This is a genomic window from Ensifer sesbaniae (assembly GCF_013283665.1).
In the GTDB taxonomy this organism is placed as follows: domain Bacteria; phylum Pseudomonadota; class Alphaproteobacteria; order Rhizobiales; family Rhizobiaceae; genus Ensifer; species Ensifer sesbaniae.
Genome location: NZ_JABEKU010000002.1, coordinates 836,076 through 856,233 on the forward strand (window position 1 = coordinate 836,076; position 20,158 = coordinate 856,233).

At 62.8% G+C, this 20,158-nt stretch carries 15 protein-coding genes; 8 read left to right on the forward strand and 7 right to left on the reverse strand.

The features are described 5' to 3' along the window. Window positions 1–3,210: an efflux RND transporter permease subunit gene (locus tag BHMPCIPO_RS21590; RefSeq protein ID WP_173518875.1), complete on the forward strand. Its 3,210-nt coding sequence runs from the start codon at window positions 1–3 to the stop codon at window positions 3,208–3,210. Window positions 3,211–3,354: 144 nt separating this feature from the next. Here BHMPCIPO_RS21590 and BHMPCIPO_RS21595 read toward each other — a convergent pair whose 3' ends face one another. The 7 genes from BHMPCIPO_RS21595 to BHMPCIPO_RS21625 all read right to left on the reverse strand — a co-directional run bounded on the left by BHMPCIPO_RS21595 (window position 3,355) and on the right by BHMPCIPO_RS21625 (window position 11,470). After that, window positions 3,355–4,872, reverse strand: a complete 1,518-nt coding sequence (locus BHMPCIPO_RS21595) for an FAD-dependent monooxygenase (RefSeq protein ID WP_173518876.1) — start codon at window positions 4,870–4,872, stop codon at window positions 3,355–3,357. A 121-nt stretch (window positions 4,873–4,993) separates the two neighbouring features. After that, complete coding sequence (locus BHMPCIPO_RS21600; RefSeq protein ID WP_173518877.1) at window positions 4,994–5,722, reverse strand: FadR/GntR family transcriptional regulator; 729 nt, start codon at window positions 5,720–5,722, stop codon at window positions 4,994–4,996. An 18-nt stretch (window positions 5,723–5,740) separates the two neighbouring features. Next, complete coding sequence (gene yjfF, locus BHMPCIPO_RS21605; RefSeq protein WP_173518878.1) at window positions 5,741–6,709, reverse strand: galactofuranose ABC transporter, permease protein YjfF; 969 nt, start codon at window positions 6,707–6,709, stop codon at window positions 5,741–5,743. Then, on the reverse strand, window positions 6,706–7,731 hold the full coding sequence (locus BHMPCIPO_RS21610; RefSeq protein ID WP_173518879.1) for an ABC transporter permease: 1,026 nt from the start codon (window positions 7,729–7,731) through the stop codon (window positions 6,706–6,708). Before BHMPCIPO_RS21610 ends, yjfF begins: the two co-directional genes overlap by 4 nt. Next, window positions 7,728–9,242, reverse strand: coding sequence for a galactofuranose ABC transporter, ATP-binding protein YtfR (gene ytfR / locus BHMPCIPO_RS21615; RefSeq protein ID WP_173518880.1), 1,515 nt, complete (start codon window positions 9,240–9,242; stop codon window positions 7,728–7,730). Before ytfR ends, BHMPCIPO_RS21610 begins: the two co-directional genes overlap by 4 nt. A 140-nt stretch (window positions 9,243–9,382) precedes the next feature. Beyond that, window positions 9,383–10,345, reverse strand: a complete 963-nt coding sequence (ytfQ, locus tag BHMPCIPO_RS21620) for a galactofuranose ABC transporter, galactofuranose-binding protein YtfQ (protein ID WP_173518881.1) — start codon at window positions 10,343–10,345, stop codon at window positions 9,383–9,385. 216 nt (window positions 10,346–10,561) lie between these two features. Continuing rightward, complete coding sequence (locus BHMPCIPO_RS21625; RefSeq protein WP_173518882.1) at window positions 10,562–11,470, reverse strand: EamA family transporter; 909 nt, start codon at window positions 11,468–11,470, stop codon at window positions 10,562–10,564. 91 nt (window positions 11,471–11,561) lie between these two features. On the opposite strand from BHMPCIPO_RS21625, the gene BHMPCIPO_RS21630 reads away from it, so the two are divergent. The 7 genes from BHMPCIPO_RS21630 (at window position 11,562) to BHMPCIPO_RS21660 (ending at window position 20,145) form a co-directional block, all read left to right on the forward strand. Then, window positions 11,562–12,446 (forward strand): LysR family transcriptional regulator, encoded by an 885-nt coding sequence (locus BHMPCIPO_RS21630; RefSeq protein WP_173518883.1) that lies wholly within the window; start codon window positions 11,562–11,564, stop codon window positions 12,444–12,446. Window positions 12,447–12,588: 142 nt separating this feature from the next. Further along, the gene (locus tag BHMPCIPO_RS21635) at window positions 12,589–13,617 is read left to right on the forward strand and encodes a LacI family DNA-binding transcriptional regulator (protein WP_173518884.1); all 1,029 of its coding nucleotides are present in this window, start codon (window positions 12,589–12,591) and stop codon (window positions 13,615–13,617) included. Window positions 13,618–13,729: 112 nt separating this feature from the next. After that, window positions 13,730–14,998: an ABC transporter substrate-binding protein gene (locus BHMPCIPO_RS21640; protein ID WP_173518885.1), complete on the forward strand. Its 1,269-nt coding sequence runs from the start codon at window positions 13,730–13,732 to the stop codon at window positions 14,996–14,998. 83 nt (window positions 14,999–15,081) lie between these two features. Further along, the gene (locus BHMPCIPO_RS21645; protein WP_173518886.1) at window positions 15,082–15,981 is read left to right on the forward strand and encodes a carbohydrate ABC transporter permease; all 900 of its coding nucleotides are present in this window, start codon (window positions 15,082–15,084) and stop codon (window positions 15,979–15,981) included. Continuing rightward, window positions 15,978–16,799 carry a carbohydrate ABC transporter permease gene (locus BHMPCIPO_RS21650; protein WP_173518887.1) on the forward strand — a complete coding sequence of 274 codons (822 nt, stop codon included), beginning with the start codon at window positions 15,978–15,980 and terminating at the stop codon, window positions 16,797–16,799. Before BHMPCIPO_RS21645 ends, BHMPCIPO_RS21650 begins: the two co-directional genes overlap by 4 nt. Before the next feature lie 8 nt (window positions 16,800–16,807). Further along, window positions 16,808–19,072 (forward strand): glycoside hydrolase family 2 protein, encoded by a 2,265-nt coding sequence (locus BHMPCIPO_RS21655; protein ID WP_173518888.1) that lies wholly within the window; start codon window positions 16,808–16,810, stop codon window positions 19,070–19,072. After that, window positions 19,069–20,145: an ABC transporter ATP-binding protein gene (locus BHMPCIPO_RS21660; RefSeq protein WP_173518889.1), complete on the forward strand. Its 1,077-nt coding sequence runs from the start codon at window positions 19,069–19,071 to the stop codon at window positions 20,143–20,145. The genes BHMPCIPO_RS21655 and BHMPCIPO_RS21660 overlap by 4 nt, the downstream gene beginning before the upstream one ends. The last annotated feature ends 13 nt before the right edge of the window (window positions 20,146–20,158 follow it).

Sequence of the window (20,158 nt, forward strand, 5' to 3'; positions counted from 1 at the left end):
ATGATTTCAGAGATCTTTATCGATCGCCCGCGCTTCGCCACGGTCATTTCCATCGTGCTGACGCTGGCGGGCCTTCTTGCGCTCACCCGCCTGCCGATCGCGCAATTCCCCGATATCGTACCGCCGCAGGTGAGCGTCACCGCAAGCTATCCCGGCGCCGGCGCCGACGTAGTCGAAAACACGGTCGCCCAACCGATCGAAAGCAAGGTCGTCGGTGTCGACGACATGCTGTACATGAAGTCGACCAGCGGCGCTGACGGCTCCTATACCCTGACCGTCACCTTCGCCGTCGGCACCGACCCCGATATCGCCACCGTCAACGTCCAGAACCGCGTCTCGCTCGCCGAAGCTGGCCTGCCAGCGGAAGTCAAGCAGAGCGGCGTCAGCGTGCGCAAGAAGTCCTCGGCGCTGATGCAGGTGATTGCCATCTATGGTGCGGACGAGAAACAGAACTTCGATTCCCTGTTCCTGTCCAACTACGCCACGATCAACGTGCTCGACACGGTCAAGCGCGTGCCCGGGGTCGGCGATGCTCAGCTCTTCGGTGCGCAGGACTACTCCATGCGCGTCGTCCTCGACATCGACCGGATGACCAGCCTCGACCTGACGCCGACAGACGTGATCAATGCGCTCAAGGCCCAGAACGTCCAGGCGGCGATCGGCCGCATCGGCGCGCAGCCGATGACCGACGACCCGCTGTTCCAGCTAAATCTCCAGACACAGGGCCGCCTCACCGACCCAAAGCAGTTCGAGGATGTGGTGCTGCGTGCAAGGCCCGATGGTTCCTATGTACGCATCCGTGACGTGGCGCGTGTCGAGCTCGGCGCCGCCAGTTCTGATTCCAGCGCCCGGATCAATGGCAAGCCTGTCGCCATGATCGGCACCTATCAGGCGCCGGGCGCCAACGCGCTTGCCGCTGCCAGAGGCGTGCAGGAGGCGATGGAACGATTGTCGAAATCCTTCCCGCCGGGCCTCACCTATTCGGTCTCCTACGACACGGCGCAATTCGTCGAAGCGAGCGTCGACAATGTCGAGGAAACACTGTTCGAAGCCTTCGTCCTCGTCATTATCATCGTCTTTCTCTTCCTTGGAAACTGGCGGGCAACGCTGATCCCGCTCGTCGCCGTTCCGGTCGCGCTGATCGGCACCTTCGCGGTGCTGCTTGCCATGGGCTTCTCGCTCAACACCGTGTCACTGCTGGCTTTGGTTCTGGCGATCGGTATCGTCGTCGACGATGCGATCGTGGTGGTCGAAAACGTCGAGCGGGTGATGGAGGAGAACCCGGGTCTCTCGGCGGCGGAAGCGGCGCGGCGCGCGATGGGCGAAATCACCGGCGCCATCGTTGCGATCACCCTTGTGCTCCTGTCGGTTTTCGTGCCGGTGGCCTTCATTCCCGGGTTGAGCGGCCAACTGTTCCAGCAGTTCGCCGTCGCCGTCTCGGTATCGATGGTGATCTCGGCAGTCAACGCGCTGACGCTCAGCCCGGCGCTCTGCGCCGTGCTGCTGAAGCCGCATCACGGACCCAAGCGCGGCATTCTCGGCTATATCTCGCGCACCATCGACAAGGGGCGCGACGGCTATGCCTTTGTGGCCGGGCATATCGCCCGGCGCGCGATCATCGGCCTCGCGCTGCTGGCACTCGCCTTCGTCGCGGCCGGCTCCCTCTTCCGCGTCGTTCCGACGGGTTTCCTGCCGGCAGAAGACCAGGGCGCCTATTTCACCGAAATCCGTCTGCCTGAGGGCTCTTCCTACAACCGTACCGATGCCGTCGTGAAGCAGGTGGAGACGATGCTTGGCGGCATCGAGGGCGTCGCCAATGTGACCACCGTCACCGGCTACTCCTTCCTCGACGGCCTTTCCAAATCGAACTCCGCTTTCGCCATCGTGACGATGAAGCCCTTCGCGGAGCGCCTAAGCGCATCGGCCGGCGTCGAGGCGGTGATCGCCACCACCATGGCCAAGGGACAAACGATCCGCGGTGCGCAGATCTTCGCCTTCAACCTGCCACCAATCATGGGTCTCGGCACCGGGTCGGGCTTCGAATACCAGTTGCTCGACCTGCAGGGCCGCTCGGTCACCGATCTCGCGGCGACTGCCGGCGGGCTGATCATTGCCGCCAACCAGAACCCGGCGCTCGGTCCCACCTTCACCACCTATTCGGCCAGTTCACCGCAACTCTATCTCGACATCGACCGCGATCGGCTGCAATCGCTCGGCGTGTCGGTCAGCGATCTGTTCACGACGCTGCAGGGCACGCTCGGCAGCTACTACGTCAACGACTTCAACCTCTTCGGCCGCACCTGGAAGGTGACGATGCAGGCGGCCCAGGCCGACCGCAACGCCGTCGACGACATTCAGCGCCTGCACGTGCGCAACGTGAACGGCGACATGGTCCCCGTCGCCTCGGTCGCCAAGGTCGACTATATCGTCGGCCCGCAGTCGATCGTGCGCTACAACAACTACCGCTCGATCACGCTGAACGGCCAGCCGTCCGCCGGCCATTCCTCGGGCGAGGCGCTGGCCGCGATGGAAGCGCTATCCGCCTCGACCCTGCCGCCCGGCTACAGCTACGAATGGACCGGGACGGCGCTGCAGGAACTGGAAGCGGCCGGCAAGACGACCGCCATTCTGGCGATGGCCGTGCTCTTCGCCTATCTCTTTCTCGTGGCGCTCTACGAGAGCTGGACGATCCCGGTACCGGTGCTGCTGTCGGTCGCCTTTGGGGTTACGGGTGCGCTGCTGTCGGTGCTCGTCGCCGGTCTCTCCTTCGACATCTACGCCCAGATCGGCCTCGTCGTTTTGATCGCGCTCGCCTCGAAGAATGCGATCCTGATCGTCGAGTTCGCCAAGGCGCACCGCGAGGCCGGTGCGACGATCGTCGATGCGGCGATCGAAGGCGCGCGCGCCCGCTTCCGTGCCGTGATGATGACGAGCTTCGCCTTCATCGTCGGCCTGGTGCCGCTGGTGATCGCCAAGGGCGCCGGCGAACTCAGCCGCCGCGCGGTCGGCACCGGCGTTGCCGGCGGCATGCTCGCCGCCGCTCTCGTCGGCATCTTCGTCATCCCGGCACTCTACGTCGCCTTCCAGTGGCTGCGCGAACGCGGCCACAAGCTCGCCGGCATTTCCAAGCATCCAGCCGAAGCGCAGGGTGCCTCGGCTGAGAGCGGCATGACGGAAGGCAAGACTGCGACACCGGCCAGCCACGGTTAGGTTTGGGGCCGGACGATAACATCGAGACGGGGCCAATCTGGCCCCGTTTCCGCGTTCACCATTTCCAGTCGGAGCCCGTGTCGAATTCCAAACCTGACGAAAAACCGCCTTCGGGACGTTCCGGCTCTGTTGTGCGGATGTCCGTCAGGACAGGGTGATCCCTTGTTCCGCCAGATAGGCATCGAATAGCTCGGGTGCCTGCTTTTCAGCGGCGAGCGCCACGTAAGTGTCCGGCCGCAGGAGATAGACGGCATCCGCGGCCAAACCTGCCGTCCCGTGCGCCCTCGTCCATGGGAACACATGGAGCGGCACGCCGCGCGCTCCGCACCAATCTCTCATCTCGTCGCGCGGCGTGCCATAAACATGCACCTGCCAGGTGATGGCGGTGAGCGGCTGATAGTTGTCGCGGCCAGCCGTATCGACCCAGGGAAGCCGGTCTCCGCCCTTCACTCCGCCGGCCGTGCCGCGGCTCAAGGGGCCACCGCGATAGTTCAGCTGGGTCTGCGAAAGCATCCGGAACAGAAACTCGCGGACACGGCCGATGCGGAAGGCGACACCCGCCAGAATGGGAGCGATCTCGACACGCAAGACGTCCGCGAAACGGCCTTCGGCAGTCACGAAGGTGAACAGGCGATCCGTGGTCGCAACGAGCTGGCGCGCGAAACCGATGCGCTCGCGCTCATAACTGTCGAGCAGGCTGTCGGGCGCCTGTCCCTTCAATACTGCCGCAAGCTTCCAGGCAAGATTGATCGCGTCGCCGATACCGGTGTTCATGCCCTGGCCGCCGACGGGGCTGTGCACATGGGCAGCGTCACCCAGCAGGAATGTGTGTCCCTGTCGAAAGCGATCAGCGACGCGATGATGGACGCGATAGGTCGAGAACCAATTGACCCTGTCGATCGTGAGCCGCAAACGCGCGATCGCCCGGTGGCTGACATCCTCGAAGGCGAGCCTGTCCGCGTCCTCCCGTTCGTCGCGGACGAGGCCGATCAGACGCCCGCGACCCTTGGCATAGGCAAGCAGCGCAACAAAGTCGTTGCTGTCGAGGGAAACATGCACCTCGCCATTGGCAGTGGGACCGCTCGCCTCGACATCGGCGACATAGAAAATCTGGTTATACGTGCCGCCTGCAAAACCGGTCGCGAGCTTGTGCCGCACGGGCGAGCGCGCGCCGTCGCATCCCGCGAGATATCGGGCGATCGAAACCTCCTCGCTGCCGTCGGGCAGCCGAAGTTGCGCGCTCACGTGGCCATCGGCGTCCAGGAAGCCGACAAGCTCGGTCTGCCGCTCGACCTTGACGCCCAGGGCTTCCAGCCGTGCAGCAAGCAGCCCCTCATGATGATCCTGCGGATAGATCAGGACAAACGGATAGGCCGTCAGCTTCGCACCGGTCGAAGTGAAGGAAATTCGTGCCTTTTCCCTGCCTTTGGCCCAAAGATTGACCGAAGGGTTGCGGTGCCCCGCTTCGATCACGGCGGATGCCAAATCGAGCTGGCGATAGAGCTCGAGTGTACGGGCATGCACCACCATCGCCCGCGACGTCGGACCGGGACCGGTGTTTTTATCAATGATGCGGACCTTCACCCCCTGGGCGGTCAGCCAGAGGGCAAACACCAGCCCCGTCGGTCCAGCGCCGACGATCAGCACATCCTGTTCCGTCACCCGGTTCTCCGCTCGCCTTCACCCGCAGCGGCAGCCTACGCGCACGCGACGGACAAAGCCAAGCCGCGCGGAAAGTGCCTTGCGGTCACGCGTCGCGAAGCATCCGGTGCTCACTTCCGGGTCAGTCGCGCACCCGCAAATTTGCGATCAGCTGTTGTTGCCCCACGCGTATCACGTGCTCCATTGCGCTTCGTGCACCTTCCTCGTTGCGCAGGCGGATTTCCTCGACGATACGGATATGCGCGACGGCGACACGATCGATCTCGGCACCATCGGTGGCCGCGTTGCTCAAGCTGAAAACGCCCATCAGTGCCGCCTCGATCAGGCTGCCCACCGTCTGCATGAACGGATTGAGGGAAGCTTCGAGAAGGCGGAGATGGAATTCGAGATCGGCAATGGCCAGCGTCTGCGCGCTGTGCCCGGCATCGCCCATGGCGACCGCCAGCCGCATCATATGGGAGATATCGGCGTCGGTGGCCCGACGCGCAGCGAGCCCAGCCGCAAAGGGTTCCAGGGCGAGACGGACCTCGGTGACATGGCGCAGGAACTCCTCATCGACACCGGCCCGGAAATGCCAGGAAAGCACGTCCCCGTCGAAAAGGTTCCAGTTCGCCCGGGGCATCACGCGTGTGCCGATGCGAGCGCGCGCGACGACGAGCCCCTTGGCGGCGAGCGTCTTCATTGCTTCGCGCAGAACCGTGCGGGAGACGTTGAACCGCGCCGCAAGCTCCACGTCTCCGGGCAGGATGGCGCCGACGGCGAATTCCCCTGCGACGACCGCCTGGCCGAGCTCTTCAACCACGAGCCGATGGCTCGTCCTCTTGCGCGGCGGTTGGAAGAATGGCCACATCGCACGATCCTTGTCCGGTCACGCCGGCTGTCGACGATGACGCGAGACGTAGATGATGCCCTTCTGCAAGAGGATGAAAGCAAAGAGCAGAAGGCCGATCAGGATCTTCGTCCACCAGCTCGACAGCGATCCGTCGAAAGTGATGTAGGTCTGGATCAGGCCCTGGATGAGGGTGCCGACAAATGTGCCCGCAACGAAACCGGAGCCACCGGTCAAGAGCGTCCCGCCAATGACGACGGCGGTAATCGCGTCCAGTTCGACGCCGACGGCCGCAAGGGAGTAGCCCGCGGACGTGTAGAGCGAAAAGACGATGCCGGACAACCCGGCGAGCAACCCCGAGAGCGCGTAGATCCTCACGGTCGTTGCCGCAACCGGAACGCCCATGAGCCGCGCCGTCGCCGTACCGCCGCCGAGCGCATAGACATTGGTGCCGAAGCGGGTTCGATGCGCCAGGAGAATACCGACCGCAAAGACGAGCAGCATCAGCCCGCCGATCAGCGTGATGCGTCCGCCGCCGGGCAGCTTGACGTAAAGTCCTTTCAACGTCGCGTAGAACGGATGCTTGATCGGGATGGAATCGATCGACAGCACGAAAGCCATGCCGCGCGCGAGAAACATCCCCGCAAGCGTGACGATGAAGGCCGGCATCTCCAGATAGTGGATGATCGCACCCATCGCGGCACCGAAGAGCGTCGCGATCGCGAGGACCATCGCGAAGGCGACGAGCGGGTGGATGCTGCTGTGTTCCAGCACGACGGCCAGGAAGACGCCGGTGAACGCGATGACTGAACCGATGGAGAGATCGATGCCGCCCGAGAGGATGACGAAGGTCATCCCGACGGCCGCGATGCCGAGGAAGGCATTGTCGGTCAAAAGGTTTCCAATCACCCGCGTGGACAGGATGTTCGGATACTGCGCGACGCAAAGCGCATAACCGAGCAGAAAGATCACGAGCGTCGCGATCAGCGGAAGATATTTCGGCTTCATTTTGCAGCTCGCTCGCTTGGTTTGCTCGCACCGCGCGCCGGCACGAGGAAGGCAAAGGCGGTGCGGAACCGCGGCGACTGAAGCACCAGGATGACGACGATGATCGCCGCCTTGATGATCAGGTTGAACTCTGGCGGGAAGCCGGAGAGAAGAATACCGGTGTTGATCGCCTGGATGATGATCGCGCCGAGCACCGATGCGGCGATGCTGAAGCGTCCGCCGAGCAGCGACGTGCCGCCGACCACGACCGCGAGAATGGCATCGAGCTCCAGCCAGAGCCCGGCATTGTTGGCATCGGCGCCACGAATGTCGGCGGCGGCAATGATGCCGGCAATGGCGGCGCAGAGACCGGAGAGAACATAGGCGGCGATCAGCAGGACTGGCGTCAGCACGCCGGACAGCGTGCTCGCCTGACGATTGACGCCGATCGCCTCGATCAGCATGCCGAGCGCCGTCCGCCTGACGAGCATGGCGATCAGCACCCCGAAAACCAACCAGATCACGACCGGCATTGGCAGGCCCGCGAAGGAGCCGCTGCCGATGAAGATGAGGCCGGGATCATTGAAGGTCAGGATCGCGCCCTCGGTAATGAGCTGGGCAATCCCCCGCCCGGCGACCATGAGGACCAACGTGGCAATGATCGGCTGGATGTCGAGCACCGCCACCAGCACCCCGTTCCAAAGACCGCAAAGAATACCGACGGCAAGCGTGATCAGCAGCGTTCCGGCGAGCGAGTGGCCGGAGGTGATCGCAGCGGCGGCGGTGGCGCCGCAGATCGCCATCACCGCGCCGACCGAGAGATCAATGCCCTTGGTGGCGATGACGACAGTCATGCCGATTGCCAAAAGCACGACGGGCGCGCCGCGATTGAGGATGTCGACGAGGCTGCCATAAAGGCGTCCGTTCTGGATTTCCAGGTTGAGGAAGCCGGGAAACACCAGTGAAACCGCCACGACGATGACGGCAAGCGCGATCAGTTGCGGCAGCAACCGGTTCAAATAGAGCCGGAAGAACGACGTCATGACGCCCTCCTTTCATTGGTTGCGGCGATCGCTTCGACGATCTCGTGGGCCGTGAGCCGGTTGCCGTCGAGTTCGGCGACATGGGCGCGATCCCGAAGCACGATGACCCGCGTGCTGTAGGCGACCAGTTCCTCGATCTCCGACGAGACGACGATCAGCGACAGCCCCTTCTCGCGCAGCGCCTCAATGAGCTTGACGATCTCCGCATGGGCGCCGACGTCGATGCCACGGGTCGGCTCGTCGAGGATCAGGAATTCGGGCTCGGTCGCAAGCCAGCGCGCCAGGATCGCCTTCTGCTGATTGCCGCCGGATAGAAGCTTGATCGGTTTTTCTCGATCGGCGGTGCGGATATCGAGCGCGCGGATGTAGTGGTCCGCCAGCCGGTTCTGTTCCGCCCGCGAGATCGGCCGTGTCCAGCCGCGGCGCGCCTGCAGCGCGAGCACGATGTTCTCGCGCACCGAGAGATCGCCAATGATGCCTGATGTCTTCCGATCCTCCGGGCAGAAGCCGAACCTGTGCCGGATGGCGGCACGCGGCGATGATAGATCGATCGCGCGGCCGTCGATCTCCGCCTGACCGCTATCGGCAGAGTGGGCGCCGAAGAGAAGCTCCGCGGTTTCCGTCCGTCCGGAGCCGAGCAGGCCGGCCATGCCGACAACTTCGCCGGCACGGACATCGAGGTCGAAGGGACGAACGCGACCCTTGCGGCCATAGTTGCGAAACCGGTAACGCAGCGGCCCTTCCGAGGTTTGCGCACGCGGGGCATGAATCTCAGCGGCCAGTTCACGGCCGATCATCATCGCGATCAACGCGCGGCGGTCGAGATTGGCAGTTTCACGGGTTCCGACGAGCTGCCCGTTCCTGAGCACCGTTATCCGGTCGGAAATCTCGTAGACCTGTTCAAGAAAATGGGTGACGAAGACGATGCCGAGCCCGCGGGCCTTGAGGCGCCGGACAATGCGGAACAGCATCGCCACCTCATGCGCATCGAGGCTTGCCGTCGGCTCGTCGAGGATCAGCACCTTGCCTGAGAGATCGACGGCACGGGCGATGGCGACGACCTGCTGGATCGCCACGGAATAGCTTGCGAGATCGCGGGTGACGTCGATGTCGAGCTCATAGTCAGCGAGCAGCTCCCGCGCACGCCGGTTCATGGCGCCAACGTCAACCATGCCGAAGCGGCGCGGCTGGCGCCCGAGGAAGAGGTTTTCGGCAACCGTCAGGTTCGCCAACAGGTTGACCTCCTGGTAGACCGTGCCGATACCCAGAGTCTGGGCCTCGAACGTGTCGCGGGGATCAACCTCCGTGCCGTCGAGCAGGATGGCACCGCCGTCGCGGCGGTAGGCGCCCGTAAGGCATTTGATGAGAGTAGACTTGCCGGCGCCGTTTTCGCCAAGCAGCGCATGAACCTCTCCACGCCGGAGGTGAAAATCGACCTTGTCGAGGGCCCTGGTGCCCGGGAAGGCCTTCTCGATCCGGATCGCCGAAAGAATGTGGTCACTGGTCTGCATCGATACCGTCTCCGCGATGCGGGTATCTGTCGGACGAGAAGCACAGTTTGGCCGCGGCAAGCTGCACTCTTCGCCCGGAAAGTATCTCAGGAAAGGAGCCTGGCCCGCGCGCGAGAAGAGGGCGCGGGCCAGGGGCGACGTCAGTAGCCGAGGCCCTTCTTTTCCTCGTAGACCTTCAGCGGTTCGTCGGCCTGCGTATAGAGCTTCGATTCCGTCTGGATCCACTTCGGCGGTGCCGTGCCATCCTTCTGGTAAGCAGCAAGCGCATCGAAGGCGGGGCCGGCCATGTTCGGCGTCAGCTCGACCGTGGCATTGGCTTCGCCGGCGGCCATCGCCTGGAAGATATCCGGCACGGCATCGATCGAGACGACAAGGATATCCTTGCCGGGTTTCAGGCCGGCCTCCTTGATCGCCTGGATGGCGCCGACGGCCATGTCGTCATTGTGGGCGTAGAGTGCGCAGATGTTCTTGCCGCCGTCCTCGGCCTTCAGAAAGCTTTCCATCACTTCCTTGCCCTTGGTGCGGGTGAAGTCGCCGGTCTGGCTGCGGATGATCTTCAGGTTGTCATGCCCCGACAGCGCCTGTTCAAAGCCCTTCTTGCGGTCGATCGCCGGCGAGGACCCCGTCGTACCCTGGAGCTCTACGACATTGCAGGGCTTGCCGGCCGTGGTGTCGACGAGCCATTTGCCGGCGACACTGCCCTCGTGCACCAGGTCGGAGGTTACCGCCGTCAGATAGAGATCCTTCGAGGCGTCGACGGTGCGGTCGAGCAGGATGACCGGAATTTCCGCGTCCTTGGCTTCCTGGAGAACTTCGTCCCAGCCGGTTGCTACGACCGGGGCGAGAAGAATGGCGTTCACGCCCTGCGCGATGAAGGAGCGGATCGCCTTGATCTGGTTTTCCTGCTTCTGCTGCGCATCAGCGAACTTGAGGTCGATGCCGCGCTGTTCGGCTTGCTGCTTGGTCAGCGTCGTCTCGGCGGCGCGCCAGCCGGACTCCGAGCCGATCTGCGAGAAGCCGACGACCAGTTCGGCGGCAGTAGCGCTGCCGAACGTGCAGGCAGCAAGGATCGTTGCACTCGCAAGTGCCTTGGCGATTTTCATGATTTCCTCCCAAAGAAAGCTGCCTCCGCGCAGCCAGCGAGAAAAAATCATATTATATTACTTTTGTAAACCGACACTTCTCACTTAGCGCGTAAGATGTGGATGAAATTCACCGGGAGGTCGCAGACGAAAGAGCGCGGGTCAGCCGCCCCGCGGCAAGCGACAGCGGAATTTTCGTAGGATTGACGAACGAGAACGGCGCCTTCCGCTATGGCGTTAGGCTTTCGCCAGCACGGTCCCGGCGGCACTGGCGAGCATCACGAGTGCGACGCCGAAGATCTGGTGGAGCGACAGCACCTGCCCAAGGACGATGAAGCCCGCGCAGGCGCCGATAGCCGGCTCCAGGCTCATCAGGATACCGAAGGCCGATGGCTGCATGCGGCGGAGCGCCATGAATTCGAGCGCGTAAGGGAGCAACGGCACCAGAACGGCGAGCCCGGCCGTCACCAGCAGCAGGTCGAAGGATAAGCCGGATTGCACCTGGTGAACGCCGAACGGCGTTGCGACGAGTGCTGCAAACAATAGCGAAACGGCAAGCCCCTCCAATCCCCTGAAGCTTTGGCCGGCATGTTTCATCAGCACGATATAGCCGCCCCAGCCGATCGCAGCGCCGAAGGCGAAAAGCAGCCCGCGCGCATCCGCCACCCACGCCGAACCGTCCCAGGAAAGGCACAGCACGCCGGCCGCGGCGATCGCAGGGAAAAGCAGGCGCCAACCGCGACCGCCAAATATCGCCGCGACGGTCAAGGGGCCGAGAAACTCGATCGCCACGCCAAGCCCAAGCGGGATCCGTTCGATCGCCGCGAAGAAGCAGAGCGTCATCGTCGCCATCGTGGCGCCGAGCGAAAGCGCCGTTAGCCACTGCGACCGCGTGTAACTGAAGAAGCGCGGCCGGACGAGAAGCAGCAGGAATGCCGCAGCCCAGGAAACCCGCAGCCAGGTTGCGCCAAAGGCGCCAAGGCTTTGCATGGCCGGCTTCGAGAGCGCGGCGCCGAACTGCACGCTCGACATGGACAGAAGGCAAAAGGCGATCGCTATAGACACTCGCCCGGCAGAACCGGGCACCGTTGCCGGCCCGCTCCAGCCGCTGTCTGCCGTTACCGTTGCCGTTTCCGTATCAGCCATGTCCGTTCTCCTGTTGGGCTTGAACGGACATAGCAATTTCGGCACAATAATGAACTCTAATAGTTGTGATGCCTCTATAAGGGATCGTTATATGCATGATCTGGACATCGGCCTGTTGCGGGCCTTCGTCGTCACCGCCGAATGCGGCAGTGTCAGCGGTGCCGCCCAGCGGCTGGCGCGGACCCAGGCCGCCGTCAGCATGCAATTGCGCCGGTTGGAAGACGATCTTGGCGCCAGGTTGTTGAACCGCAGCACAAGGGGCATGGACCTCACCGAAGCCGGGTATGTGCTGCTTCCCTACGCCCGGAAAATGCTGGGCTTGAGTACGGGCGCACGGAGGGCGTTGGCCGGCCGATCGGTCCACGGCCCGATCCGCTTCGGCATGATCGAGGACATCGCCGTCGGCTCGCTGCCAAGGGCACTGCAGCGCTTCTCCGAATGCCATCCAAACGTGGCACTCGAGCTGACGGTCGCCGAAAGCACCGTGCTGTCGGAGAAGCTGTCGCAGGGACAGCTCGATGTCGCAATCGGCGACCCCGCTCTGATCCATGGCCGGCCGATCCTCGCCTGGCGGCTACCGCTCCGCTGGGTCGCCGCGCGTGGTTTCGCGATGCCGGACGAGGGTCCCCTGCCGCTCGTCACCTTCGACGGGGTCTGCACCTGGCGCCAAAAGATGATCGAAGCGCTGAACGGTGGCAAAAGACCGTGGCGCACGGTGCTGACGAGCGCCAGCCTCGCCTCGATCCAGTCGATGATCGAAGCCGGTCTCGGCATTGCGGTTCTGCTGGATCTCAACATCCGCCCGAACACGATGAAGATCCTTGGCGCCAATGAAGGCTTGCCGCCGGCTCCGGTGATCGAGCTCGGCCTCTTCGCCGCCGACGACCAGGGCCTGTCGTCACAGCCCGTCGCGGCGCTCTGGGAATTTCTCTCCGATGAACTTCAGGCAGAAGCCCTGGCAACAGCTCAATCTTAGCAATCGCAAATGCAGTCCGATCCCGGAACGAAATACGGCCCCGGCGCGAACCGGAGATTGAAAATCCCAAAGCAAAATTTTACTAAATAATGATTGCGCCGCGCCCGAAACCGGGCCGCTGGCGGCGGGCAGGAAGCTGGACATGGTCACAATAAAGGAAATCGCGTCGGCTGTCGGGGTTTCGTCGGCAACGGTTTCGCGGGTGCTGAACTACGATCCGACGCTTTCGATCTCCACGAAAAAGCGTCAGGCGATCATCGAAACGGCCGAGGCGCTGAACTACGCGACGCCACGCAATCGCGGCCGCGGCGCCGGCTCGATGCAGGGCCTGAAGTTCGCACTGGTGCATTTCCTTCAGCCCGCGCAGGAACTGATCGACCCCTATTATGTCGGCGTTCGGCTCGGGATCGAGAACCGCTGCCAGGCGCTGAAAATCGAGGTGGTCAAAGTCTTCCACAACGGCAACCTGCCGGAGGCGGCGATCCTCCAGGGCGCCAGCGGCGTCGTTGCCGTCGGTCACCACTACGGCGAAGAGGTTCACTGGCTGCGGCGCCATAGCCGCCACCTGGTCTTTGCCGACTTCGCGCCTGACGACGACATCGACGACAGCGTGATGAGCGATGTCTCCGTGGCAATGAACCGCTTGTTGCAAGGCGTTCACGGCATGGGTTACCGCCGCATCGGCTTCCTCGGCTGGATCGACGCCTTTCGTGGCAAGGACGACATCCATTCCGAACGCCGCTGCCGCGCCTTCATCAACTGGACGACGAATGCAGGCCTTTACGATCCGGACCTCTGCATGGTCGAGAAGCTGACGCCGGACAGCGGCTACACGTTGGCAAAGGCCATGCTGTCGAAACCCAATCGGCCTGAGATCCTGATCACCTGCAACGACAACATGGCGATCGGCGCCTATCGCGCAATTCACGAGATGGGCCTGAAAATTCCGGAGGATGTCGCCGTGGCAAGCTTCAACGACATTCCGGTCGCGCAGTTTCTCGGCCCACCGCTTTCGACGGTCAAGATACCGGCGGAAATTATCGGCGAAACGGCCGTCGACCTGCTGGTCGAGCGGCTCTCGGGACGCGACGTCGCCAAGAAGGTGCTGCTCGGAACGGAGATCGTTTGGCGCGGCAGCACCGCCGCCGGAAGCGCGACTGCAGGCCGGTAAAAATGGCTTGGTAAAAATTTACTGAAATATTGCCTTCTTCAGAGTTTTACGAAATACTCCGCGCCGAGACACGGAGGAACGTCTCGGGGAACGAAAATCGAGGGAGGAAATTATGGACATGCGTACCTATCTGCCGCGTTTTGCCGCCATCGCGCTCGCGGGGGCCAGCCTGTTGGCGGTGACTTCAGCGCAAGCCAAGGAAATCACGGTCTGGTGCTGGGATCCGAACTTCAACGTCGCGATCATGAAGGAGGCCGGCGCGCGCTATACCAAGTCGCACCCTGACGTCACCTTCAACATCGTCGATTTCGCCAAGGCCGATGTCGAACAAAAGCTGCAGACCGGTCTCTCGTCCGGTACGGCGGATGCGCTTCCCGATATCGTGCTGATCGAAGACTACGGCGCGCAGAAATATCTACAATCCTTCCCCGGCGCCTTCGCGCCACTCTCCGGCACCGTCGACTATTCCGGCTTCGCTCCCTACAAGGTCGAGCTGATGACGCTGAATGGCCAAGTCTACGGCATGCCGTTCGATTCCGGCGTGACCGGCCTCTATTATCGCAAGGACTATCTGGAGCAGGCCGGTTTCAAGCCCGAAGACATGCAGGATCTCACCTGGGATCGCTTCATCGAGATCGGCCAGCAGGTCGAAGCCAAGACCGGCAAGAAGATGATGGGTCTCGACCCGACCGACGCCGGGCTCGTGCGCATCATCATGCAGTCGGCCGGGCAATGGTACTTCGACAAGGAAGGCAACACGAACATCACCGGCAACGCCGCGCTCAAGGCGGCGCTGGAGACGGTTGGCAAGATCATGTCCGCCAACATCTACAAGCCGGCCGCCGGCTGGTCCGACTGGGTCGGCACCTTCACGTCGGGTGACGTCGCAACCGTCATTACCGGCGTCTGGATCACCGGCACGGTCAAGGCGCAGCCGGATCAATCGGGCAAATGGGGCGTGGCACCGATCCCGGCCCTTTCGATCGATGGCGCGACGCATGCCTCGAACCTTGGCGGATCGAGCTGGTACGTGCTTGAAAGCTCGGCCGAGAAAGCCGAGGCGATCGAATTCCTCAACGCGGTCTACGCCAAGGACGTCGATTTCTACCAGACAATCCTCCAGGACCGCGGTGCCGTCGGCTCTCTGCTTGCCGCACGCGGCGGGGCCGCCTACGGCGAGGCCGACGCCTTCTTCGGCGGCGAAAAGGTCTGGCAGAACTTCTCCGACTGGCTCGCGAAGGTCCCCTCGGTCAACTACGGCATCTTCACCAACGAGGCGGACACCGCCGTCACCGCGCAACTGCCGGCGCTGTCGCAGGGAACGCCTGTCGACGAGGTCCTGAAGGCGATCGACGCCGAGGTCAGCGCACAGGTCCAGTAATCGCCGCGGCGATTGTCTGCCTTATTCCCGGCCGTGGCGGCGTATGCCACGGCCAACGGCTCCTGCTATCCATGAGGATGATGATGGCTCTCGCACATCGCGGCGGCATCGGCCGATACTACAACATCAATGGCTGGCTATTCGTCGCGCCGGCGCTCGGGCTGATCGCCCTTTTCATGATCTATCCGATCCTCTGGTCGCTGTGGATGTCGTTCCAGTCCGGCCGCGGGATGATGCTGAAGTTCGCCGGTTTCGCCAACATCGTCCGTCTCTGGAACGATCCGGTCTTCATCAAGGCACTCACCAACACGATGACCTATTTCGTCGTGCAGGTGCCGATCATGATCCTCCTGGCGCTGATCCTGGCGTCGCTGCTCAACAATCCGAGGCTCGTCGGCCGCGGCTTCTTCCGCACCGCCATCTTCCTGCCCTGCGTCACTTCGCTGGTCGCCTACTCCGTTCTCTTCAAGGGAATGTTCGCGCTCGACGGCATCGTCAACTCGACCCTCGAGGCGGTCGGCATCATCGCTTCGCCGATCCCGTGGCTGACGCATCCCTTCTGGGCCAAGGTGCTCGTAATCATCGCCATCACCTGGCGCTGGACCGGCTACAACATGATCTTCTACCTCGCGGCGATGCAGAACATCGACAAGTCGATCTATGAGGTGGCCCGCATCGATGGGGTGCCTGCCTGGGCGCGCTTCACCCACATCACCATCCCGCTGTTGAAGCCCGTCATCCTGTTCACGACAGTCATTTCGACGATCGGCACGATCCAGCTCTTCGACGAGGTCTACAACCTCACCGAGGGCAAGGGCGGACCGTCGAACGCGACGCTGACGCTGTCGCTCTACATCTACAACCTGACCTTCCGCTTCATGCCGAATTTCGGATACGCGGCAACGGTCTCCTATGTGATCGTCGTGCTCGTCGCCCTGCTTGCCTCTCTTCAGTTCTTCGCAGCACGGGAGCGTGACCGATGAACAATGGATCCGCACGTATCGCCGGCGCCATCGTCACCTACGGCTTCGTCGGGCTGATGGCCTTTCTCTCGATCTTCCCCTTCGTCTGGATGCTGCTCGGTGCTACCAATTCGTCGATCGACATCATCAAGGGCAAGATGTTGCCGGGCAGCGCGCTTGCCACCAATATCAGCACCTTCTTCACCCAGGTGAACGCGCCGCTGGTCTTCTGGAATTCGGCCAAGATCGCCATTCTTGCGACAGCGCTGACGCTCGCCGTCTCGTCGCTTGCCGGCTACGGTTTCGAGATGTTCCGCTCGCGCCGTCGCGACCGGATCTACAGCGCTCTTCTGCTGACGATGATGATCCCGTTTGCGGCGCTGATGATCCCGCTCTTCATCATGATGGGCAAGGTGGGCCTCATCAACACGCACCTCGCCGTGGTGCTGCCGTCGATCGGCTCGGCCTTCGTGGTCTTCTATTTCCGCCAGTGCACCAAGGCGTTCCCGTCGGAGCTTCGCGACGCGGCCAAGGTCGACGGGCTGAAGGAATGGCAGATCTTCCTCTACATCTACGTGCCGGTGATGCGCTCGACCTATGCGGCGGCCTTCATCATCGTCTTCATGACGGCGTGGAACAACTATCTCTGGCCGCTGATCGTGCTGCAGTCAAACGAGACGAAGACGATCACGCTGGTCATCTCCTCGCTCGCCTCCGCCTACTATCCCGACTACGGCGTCGTCATGGTCGGCACCATTCTCGCAACGCTTCCCACCCTTGCGGTCTTCTTCTTCATGCAACGCCAATTCGTCCAGGGAATGCTGGGCTCAGTCAAATAGGAATGATCATGCGTTCTGTTACATCCTTCAACGACACCTGGGTCTTTTCCGAAGGTTTCTCCGCCACTGAAACCAGCCGGCTGCGGGCCGGCAAGCCCGTCAGCCTGCCGCACAATGCGGTGGAACTGCCGTTCAACTATTTCGATGAGACCTCCTATCAACGCAGCTTCACCTATCAGAAGGTGCTTGCCTGGCGTCGGGAGTTCCACGGCCGCGAAGTCTCGCTCGTCTTCGACGCTGCCATGGCCGACGCCGTCGTCTACCTCAACGGCGAAGAAATCGTCGCCCACAAGGACGGCTACACGCCCTTCGAGGCGCGGCTGACGGACAGGCTCAAGGAGGGAGACAACCTGATCACGGTCAAGATCGACGGCAGCGAGAACCCGGAGATCCCGCCCTTCGGCGGCCGCATCGACTACCTCACCTATGCCGGCATCTATCGCGACGTGTGGCTGAAAGTCACCGATGCCGTTTCGGTCGCCAATATCAAGATCGAGACCCGCGACGCACTCAGCGACACCAAGTCTGTCACGGTCCGCTGCGATCTCGCCAATCCGCAAGGCTTGACCTTCGCCGGTACAATCACGGCGCTGCTCAAGGACGCCAACGGCCGAGTGCTGGCGGAAGCCATCGGCGAAACCCGCGGCGAGAGCGTCACATTGGAAATGACCGGTCTCGCCAGGCTTTCGCTCTGGGATATCGACGATCCGGTCCTCTATGAAATCGAAGTCCAACTGCGCAGCGATCGCGGCAGCGACCGCCTCTCCTCGCGCTTCGGCTTCCGCACGGCGGAGTTCACCACGGATGGGTTCAAGCTCAACGGCCGGCCGCTCAAGATCCGCGGCCTCAACCGCCACCAGGCCTTCCCCTATGTCGGCTATGCCATGGGCCGCACGGCACAGGAGCGCGATGCGGAGATGCTGAAGAACACGCTGCATTGCAATCTGGTGCGGACCTCGCACTACCCGCAGTCCAAATGGTTCCTCGACCATTGCGACCGCATCGGCCTGCTGGTGTTCGAGGAAATCCCCGGCTGGCAGCATATCGGCGGCGAGGCGTGGAAACAGGAGGCGATCCAGAACGTCCGCCGCATGATCGAGCGCGACTGGAACCATCCTTCGATCATCATCTGGGGCGTGCGCATCAACGAGTCGCAGGACTCGCACGACTTCTACGTCGAAACCAACCGGCTCGCCCGTGAACTCGACCCGACGCGCCAGACCGGCGGCGTGCGCTACATCACCGACAGCGAATACCTCGAAGACGTCTACACCATGAACGACTTCATCCTCGGCAACGAGGAGCTGCCCGGCGCAAACCGCCCGCGCACGGCGCTGCGGCCGCAGCAGGAATGCACCGGGCTCAATCGCAAGGTGCCCTATCTCATCACCGAATTCGGCGGCCACATGTACCCGACGAAGATCTACGACCAGGAGCAGCGGCAGGCCGAGCACGTACGCCGGCACCTGGAGGTACTGAATGCCGCGCACGGCGACGCAAGCATTTCCGGCGCCATCGGCTGGTGCATGTTCGACTACAACACCCACAAGGACTTCGGCTCCGGCGACCGGATCTGCTATCACGGTGTCATGGACATGTTCCGTCAGCCGAAATTCGCGGCCTATGTCTATGCCAGCCAGTGCGAACCGTCGGAGGAAGTGGTGATGAAGCCGGTCACCTTCTGGGCGCGCGGCGAGCGCAACATCGGCGGCGTGCTGCCGCTGATCGTGCTCACCAATTGCGACGAGGTCGAGCTGAGATACGGCTCGCTGGTGAAGCGCGTCGGTCCGGACCGGGAAAACTTCCCGCATCTGCCGCATCCGCCCGTCGTCATCGACCATCGCCACTTCACCAAGGACGAACTCGGCGTCTGGGGCATGAAGTGGGAAGATGCCGCTTTCACCGGCTTCATCGACGGCAAGGCCGTTGCCAACCTCCGGATGGTCGCCGATCCCGTGCCGACGACGCTGGAGGTCGTCGCCGACAGCACGACGCTGAGAGCCGAAGGGCGTGACGGCGTCCGCGTGATCGTGCGTGCGCTCGATCAGGCCGGCAACGTCCTGCCGTTCCTCAACGATGCGGTCGACGTCACCGTCACTGGGCCGGCCCGGCTGCTCGGGCCCGAACGCCTCGTCTTCCAGGGCGGCTCGACCGGTTTCTGGCTGGAGACGACGGGAGCTGCCGGCGGCATCGCGGTCGCGGTGGCCTCGACACGACTTGGGTCCGTAAGACTCGAACTTTCGGCAATCGCCAGCGAGGCAGCGGCTGCATGAGCGAACTCCAACTCAGCGACGTCAGAAAATCCTATGGCAACTTCGAGGTCATCAAGGGCGTAGACCTCGACATCAGGACAGGCGAGTTCGTCGTTTTCGTCGGACCATCCGGCTGCGGCAAGTCGACTTTGCTCCGGATGATCGCCGGCCTCGAAGAGATCACCTCCGGTGATCTCTTGATCGATGGCGAACGCATGAACGATGTCGACCCGTCGAAGCGCGGCATCGCCATGGTGTTCCAGTCCTATGCGCTCTATCCGCATATGACGGTGAGGGAAAACATGGGCTTTGCGTTGCGCTTTGCCGGGGTGCCGAAGGCCGAGATCGACAGCCGCGTCGGCGAGGCGGCGAACATTCTCGAACTCGGACCGCTGCTCGACCGCAAGCCGAAGCAGCTTTCCGGCGGCCAGCGTCAGCGCGTGGCGATCGGCCGGGCGATCGTGCGGCATCCGAAGATCTTCCTTTTCGACGAGCCGCTGTCCAATCTCGATGCGGAACTGCGCGTGCACATGCGCATCGAGATCGCGCGGCTGCACAAGAAGCTGGCAACCACGATCATCTACGTCACCCACGATCAGGTCGAGGCGATGACGCTCGCCGACAAGATCGTCGTCATGCGCGGCGGCGTGGTCGAGCAGGTCGGTTCGCCCCTCGATCTCTATGACGATCCCGCCAATCTCTTCGTCGCCGGCTTCATCGGTTCGCCGAAGATGAATTTCCTGAAGGGGATCGTCGAAATGGGCGCGGGCGGAGACAAACACGTCCGCCTGCCGGATTTCGGCAACGCGACGCTTCCGGTTACGGCAAGGGATGCGGCACCCGGCAGCGCCGTGACGATCGGCATCCGGCCCGAGCATTTCGGCGACAATGGTTCGGCCCATCTCGCTCTGACGATCGACATGCTGGAGCATCTCGGCGGCGAGACCTTTGCCTATGCTCGCCACGGCAACGGTGAGCTGATCGTCATCGAAACGAAGAACGGCCGCAGCCTGAAGTCCGGCGACAGCATCGCCGCTCGTTTCGACTCCACCGTCGCTTTGGTATTCGACGCGGATGGCAGACGCCTGCGCTAGAGTATCTTAGGGC